A 5,530-nucleotide genomic window follows, 5' to 3' on the forward strand; every position below is an offset into this window, starting at 1 on the left:
GTAAAAAAAATACCTCTGAAAATTCATGCAAATATCAAAAACAAAATTCATCTCTGACTGCATATCATTGCTTTGCTTGTTAGCAGTCACGAGCTGCAATTCTAGTTATCAAAAAAAAGTTGTTATTTGCTCAAAAGACTTTAGCGAACAAGTCATCCTAGCAGAAATTTTAGCACAGCACATCGAAACCAAAACAGATATTAAAGTAGAACGCCAACTCAACCTCGGAGGCTCGCTGTGCCATCAATCCCTAACAGCAGGTAAAATTGACTTGTACGTCGAATATACGGGTACAGGTTTTACCAACATTCTCAAACAAAAGCCGATTTCTGATTCCAAAAAAGTCCTCGATTACCTCAAACAAGAATATCCCAAACAGTTTAAGGCGGAATGGACTGAACCCCTGGGATTTAATAACAGTTTTGCGATTATTGTGCGGGGAGATGATGCCAAAAAACTTAACTTGCAAACTCTCTCGCAATTGGGTAAAGCTGCACCCAAATTGCGCGCTGGTTTTGGCCCGGAATTCAAAGACAGAGAAGATGGCTTTCCCGGTTTAGCTAAAACTTACGGGATTAAATTTGCTGGAGAACCGAAGGAGTTGCTGTTAGGATTGCTTTATCAAGCGCTGCAACAAAAACAAGTAGATGTGATTGCTGGTAATACGACGGATGGTTTGATTCAAAGTTTGGGTTTGGTAGTGCTGAAAGATGATAAGAACTATTTCCCGCCCTACGAAGCTGTTCCGGTTGTGCGATCGCAAATTTTGGAAAAATATCCCGAATTACGTCCAGTGATCGCAGAGTTGGGCGGCAAAATCTCCGAGGAAGATATGCGCCAACTCAATTATCAAGTTGATGGAAAACAGCAGGATGCTGCACAAGTAGCGCGGCAGTTTTTGCAGCAAAAATTGGGCGAGTCCAAGCCTGCAACTCCGGCGAAATAAGGACAGGAATTATGCAAAAAATGGTTGATATCATATCGAGTAAAATATCAACTATAGGTTTGTAGTGAGGACTTCAGTCCTTCTTTTTGCGGGTGCATCTGGTTTTGGCAAATATGTTTGTATGGGCTATAGCATGACCTCCGTGAATATGGGATTATAACTAATAACTTATATGCGGTCATGCTATAGCCCTATTCCAAAACCAGATGCACCCCTTTTTGCGGACTAAAGTCCTCACTACAAACCTACAATCGCGTGCGTCTCTAAGAAGACCGGGCGAATATAATTCGCGTCTATACAAGCAAAACCTGCCTCCGTAGGTTGAAGAAGAACGGTTGAAATTATGTTATATTCTTCAGTCCGCGGAGGCGGACTTTGTTTGTGTGCCCGTAAACTCCGTGGTTTCAACCGCCGTCTTTCTTCATTTTTTCTAAACCTGGTTTCAACCGCCGTCTTTCTTAAGTTCCTTCACTCAGCTTCGCTCAGCCTGCGCAAATTCAAAATATCGCTCATATTTTTAATCTGCATACAAGTCCGCTCGAATTGTTCTTTATCCTGGATATCCATGCACAAGTCAATTAATGCCGGCAATCCTGGATATGTTTTGACTTGAGCGCTGCGGACGTTGACTTTGTTGTCTTTCAAATGCGATAATACATCGTTGAGAACTCCCACTCGATCGAGGGCTTCTACTTGAATGTTCACCGGATAAGTATTGGGACGAGATTCATTGCGGTTGGTGGAATTCCAACTCACAGGAACTAATCTATCGCCCGGTACACTCTCAACATTTGAACAGCCTTGTCGGTGAATCGAAATTCCTCGGGTGCGAGTCACAACTCCAATAATTGATTCGCCGGGAATCGGACAGCAACAGCCGGCTAAATGATACAGCAATCCTTCTACACCTGCGATCGGCGATTTGCTCGGAGATGAACTCGGTACGGGTTTGGGTGCCGCTGATGCAGGTATTTGTACGGGGGATTCCTGGATTCCTCCGGGTGCAGCTTCTATTTTTTGCTGCACTTTTACTAAATCTCGCAAACGATTTACTACGAGATTTAGCGTGACTTCGCCGTAGCCCAAACCGGCGATTAAATCTTCGACGCTGTGGTAGTTGCACCGCTGAGCTACTGATTGCATGGGCCCTGATTTCAGCAAGGATTCTAGGCCGTTTTTGCCTAATTCTTTTTCCAGCAATTCCCGCCCGCGAGCGAGATTTTCATCTCGGTGCGATCGCTTTAACCACTGCCGAATTCGGTTTTTTGCTCCGTTTGTCTTGACAAAATTCAGCCAGTCTGAGCTCGGATGACCGTTTTTTTGGGTCAAGATTTCTACAATGTCGCCGTTCTTTAATACCTTGTCTAGTGTCACCATCCGCCCGTTGACTCTGGCGCCGGTGCAGCGATTCCCTATTTCTGTGTGAATGCGGTAAGCAAAATCTACGGGTGTTGAGCCGCTGTTGAGAGCAATTACGTCTCCGTTAGGAGTGAAAACGTAGATATCTTCGTCGAATAAGTTGTCTTTAATGCTTTGTAAATATTCGCGATCGTCTTTGAGATCGGTTTGCCATTCTAGCAGTTGTCGCAGCCAGGTAAATTTTTCGTCGTCGCCGGTTACTGTGGTATTGGAACCGCCGGTTTCTTTGTATTTCCAGTGGGCTGCTATGCCGTATTCGGCAATGTGGTGCATTGCTACGGTGCGAATTTGGACTTCGATGGGGCGGCCGCTGGTGCCGATGACTCCGGTGTGCAACGATTGATAGCGGTTGGCTTTTGGTAAACCGATATAGTCTTTGAAGCGGCCGGGTATTGGGCGGAATGAATCGTGGACGATCGCCAATGCGCGATAACAGTCATCATTAGTTTCTACTATGATCCGCACCGCAGCAATATCGTACACTTGGTTAAAGCCTTTTTGCCGGCGCTGCATCTTCCCATAAATCCCGTACAAATGTTTGGGACGGCCGCTGACTTCGTAGCATTTAATGCCTAAATTGTCAAGCCTTTCTCGCAAACTATCTGTGACTTCTGCGAGTTGGGTTTCTCGATCGCCCCGCTTGACTGCCACCAAGTCCTGAATTTCGCGATAAGCTTCCGGTTCCAGATATTTAAACGCTAAATCTTCCAATTCCCACTTAAAGCGCCCGATACCCAAACGGTTCGCCAGCGGAGCAAAAATCTCTCGGGTTTCTAGGGCAATGCTGCGCTGTTTTTCTTCGGACAAATGCTCCAAAGTCCTCATGTTGTGCAGCCTGTCTGCGAGTTTGACGACAATCACGCGAATATCTTTAGCCATTGCTAAAAACATTCGGCGGAAATTTTCGGCAAGGCGCTCTGTTTTGCTGGAAAAATTAAACTTAGAAAGCTTGGTGACACCTTCGACTAATTGTCGCACTTCTGCGCCGAACCGCTGTTCTATTTCTTCGAGAGTAATATCTGTATCTTCCACAATGTCATGGAGGAAACCGGCGGCAATCATGGCGCTGTTTCCGCCCATATATCGGAGTATTCCAGCTACAGCTACCGGATGGCAAATATAAGGTTCTCCAGATTTGCGGTACTGTCCTTCGTGCAAGTCGCGGGCAAATTCAAAGGCCCGACAAATTAAGGCGTTGTCAGTGGTGCAATTTGAGTTAGGGGCCTCATCAGGTTGCGATCGGGTATTCAGGCATTCTTGCAGCCAATCGGGAACTATGCAAGGATCGATCGCGTTCGAGGGAGTTAGAGTGTTCGCGTTCATGGGGTACACCTTTAAAACTTAGAAATACAAATGGTTAAAAGCCGGTTTTTGCTTGAATTGCCGAAATTATGTGTTTAGTTATACTAAACTAATTGAAGGCCACAATTTGCAATTCAAAAAAATAGTCGATTTTTCTGTTAACTATACCTATCTAATTGGGAGCTGCCCCCCCTCGCAGGTAGGAAAATATAGTGACTCCACTGCCGCCGCTGCGGTCGGTCGATCGGGTAAAATAAGGGTATTTTGGCGGTAGCAGTGGACGTAGCGGGCGGGCATTCACAGCCAACGCGAAACTCAAAGCAGGAGCCAGAAGGGTGGAGTCAGGGCAGCGGGCGATCGAATTTTCTCAAAAAACAGAGATATTGCTGCAAAAAGGCAGGGCTTCCTTGAATATGAGCAAAGCTTAAGCAAGAATCTACTTTGATTATAAATACAAATTTGTTGAGAAAATCATGATATTGTCCGAAGACCGCCGCCAGTGCTACGAAGAATTACAGCAAGCACTCGAACAGCTACAAAGAACTGTTGCACAGGATAATCTCGATCGGGCAGCACTGGCGATCGAATACAAAAAAGTGCAACAATTTTTCGGAAACCAAATTATGAGAGCCCACAGCGGCGAGTTAGACACCTCAGACACACCCCCAGAGCAGTCCTATTTGACGGAAATTCACAAGCAACTGCGGTTATTGGGAACAGATGTCACGTTTTTGCAAGCCGCGAAGCAGCCCGCGACAGCAGAGGCGAGGCAAACTGCGGCTGCTGAGCGCCTCAACACGCTAATTGGCTACTGCGACGCGGTGCTGAAAAAAAATTCTGGTGCTGAGCGGGCCCGTCCAGATGCAGAATTAATAACTGAATTAACAGGGAATTAAGAAGGCAAGGAGAAATAAAGCGGTGGAATGTCCAAAATGTAAACATCCCAACTTAGACGGCGGCACCTTAGCCGGCACCATGTCGGTGCAGTGGTGTCCCAACTGTTACGGTATCTGGATTCCAGGCAAAGAATACGAAGCTTGGCAGAAAGAGCACAGCCTGTGGTACAACAAATCCGAGAAGCCTGAGGCGAGAGGCACTCTCGGCATAGAATTCACGCCGTCTCCCTACGACAGCAAAGCAGCGCTATGTCCCGAAGACGGTCACTATTTGTCCCGGGCGAAAGTTCCCTTCAGCAGAGTGCCCTTTTACATAGAGCGCTGTATGCTGTGCGGAGGCATTTGGTGCGATAACGGCGAGTGGGATATTCTCGAAAGTCTGGGATTCCACACCGAGATTGACAAGATGTTTTCTCCCAATTGGCAAGCTAAGGCCCGCGTGCAAGAACTCGCTGCTCGGGAACGTCAAGTGCTGACTGAGAAACTCGGCCCGGATATCGCCGGATATGTGTTGGAACTCGCGGAAGTTTTAGCAGATCATCCCCACGCTGATTGTGCGGCTACTTACATATTGCGGAGAGCTGAGTTGAAGCGAAGGGAAATTTAGTCATTAGTCAGTAGTCAGTAGTCAGTGGGCAGTGGGCAGTAGTCAGTTGTCAGTAGATACTGACTAACAACTACTAACAACTAACCAACCAGCTAAAAAAACAACTAACAAACAACTGACAACTAACATTTGATATCATCTCTGGTCGATTGTCATTAAACAAGTTGTTTGTAGTAAGGATGGAATTTCTCCGGTCACTCCGATTTATGACTCGGCGTCCTCACTACAAACGATTTAGGATTATATGACCGGACATGATATGCCCAATTCCCGATGCCCCATGCCCGATGCCCCATGCCCGATGCCCCATGCCCGATGCCCCATGCCCGATGCCCCATGCCCGATGCCCCATGCCCGATG

4 protein-coding genes are annotated in these 5,530 nt (G+C 46.7%); 3 read left to right on the forward strand and 1 reads right to left on the reverse strand.

Annotated elements, in window-relative coordinates; genetic code table 11:
- The first annotated feature begins 25 nt into the window (after positions 1 to 25).
- Positions 26 to 946 (forward strand): glycine betaine ABC transporter substrate-binding protein, encoded by a 921-nt coding sequence (locus QUB64_RS05510; protein WP_333265665.1) that lies wholly within the window; start codon positions 26 to 28, stop codon positions 944 to 946.
- A 468-nt stretch (positions 947 to 1,414) separates the two neighbouring features.
- On the opposite strand, the gene QUB64_RS05515 is transcribed toward QUB64_RS05510, so the two are convergent.
- Positions 1,415 to 3,688, reverse strand: coding sequence for a RelA/SpoT family protein (locus tag QUB64_RS05515; RefSeq protein ID WP_333265667.1), 2,274 nt, complete (start codon positions 3,686 to 3,688; stop codon positions 1,415 to 1,417).
- Positions 3,689 to 4,140: 452 nt separating this feature from the next.
- Between QUB64_RS05515 and patD the strand changes: the two genes are divergently transcribed.
- A complete protein-coding gene (gene patD / locus QUB64_RS05520; RefSeq protein WP_333265669.1) occupies positions 4,141 to 4,563 on the forward strand; it encodes a heterocyst frequency control protein PatD in 423 nt (140 codons plus the stop codon).
- 22 nt (positions 4,564 to 4,585) lie between these two features.
- Positions 4,586 to 5,170, forward strand: coding sequence for a TFIIB-type zinc ribbon-containing protein (locus QUB64_RS05525; RefSeq protein WP_333265671.1), 585 nt, complete (start codon positions 4,586 to 4,588; stop codon positions 5,168 to 5,170).
- Positions 5,171 to 5,530: the final 360 nt, after the last annotated feature.

The sequence above is a fragment of the Microcoleus sp. Aus8_D2 genome, assembly GCF_036702665.1.
Lineage (GTDB): Bacteria > Cyanobacteriota > Cyanobacteriia > Cyanobacteriales > Microcoleaceae > Microcoleus.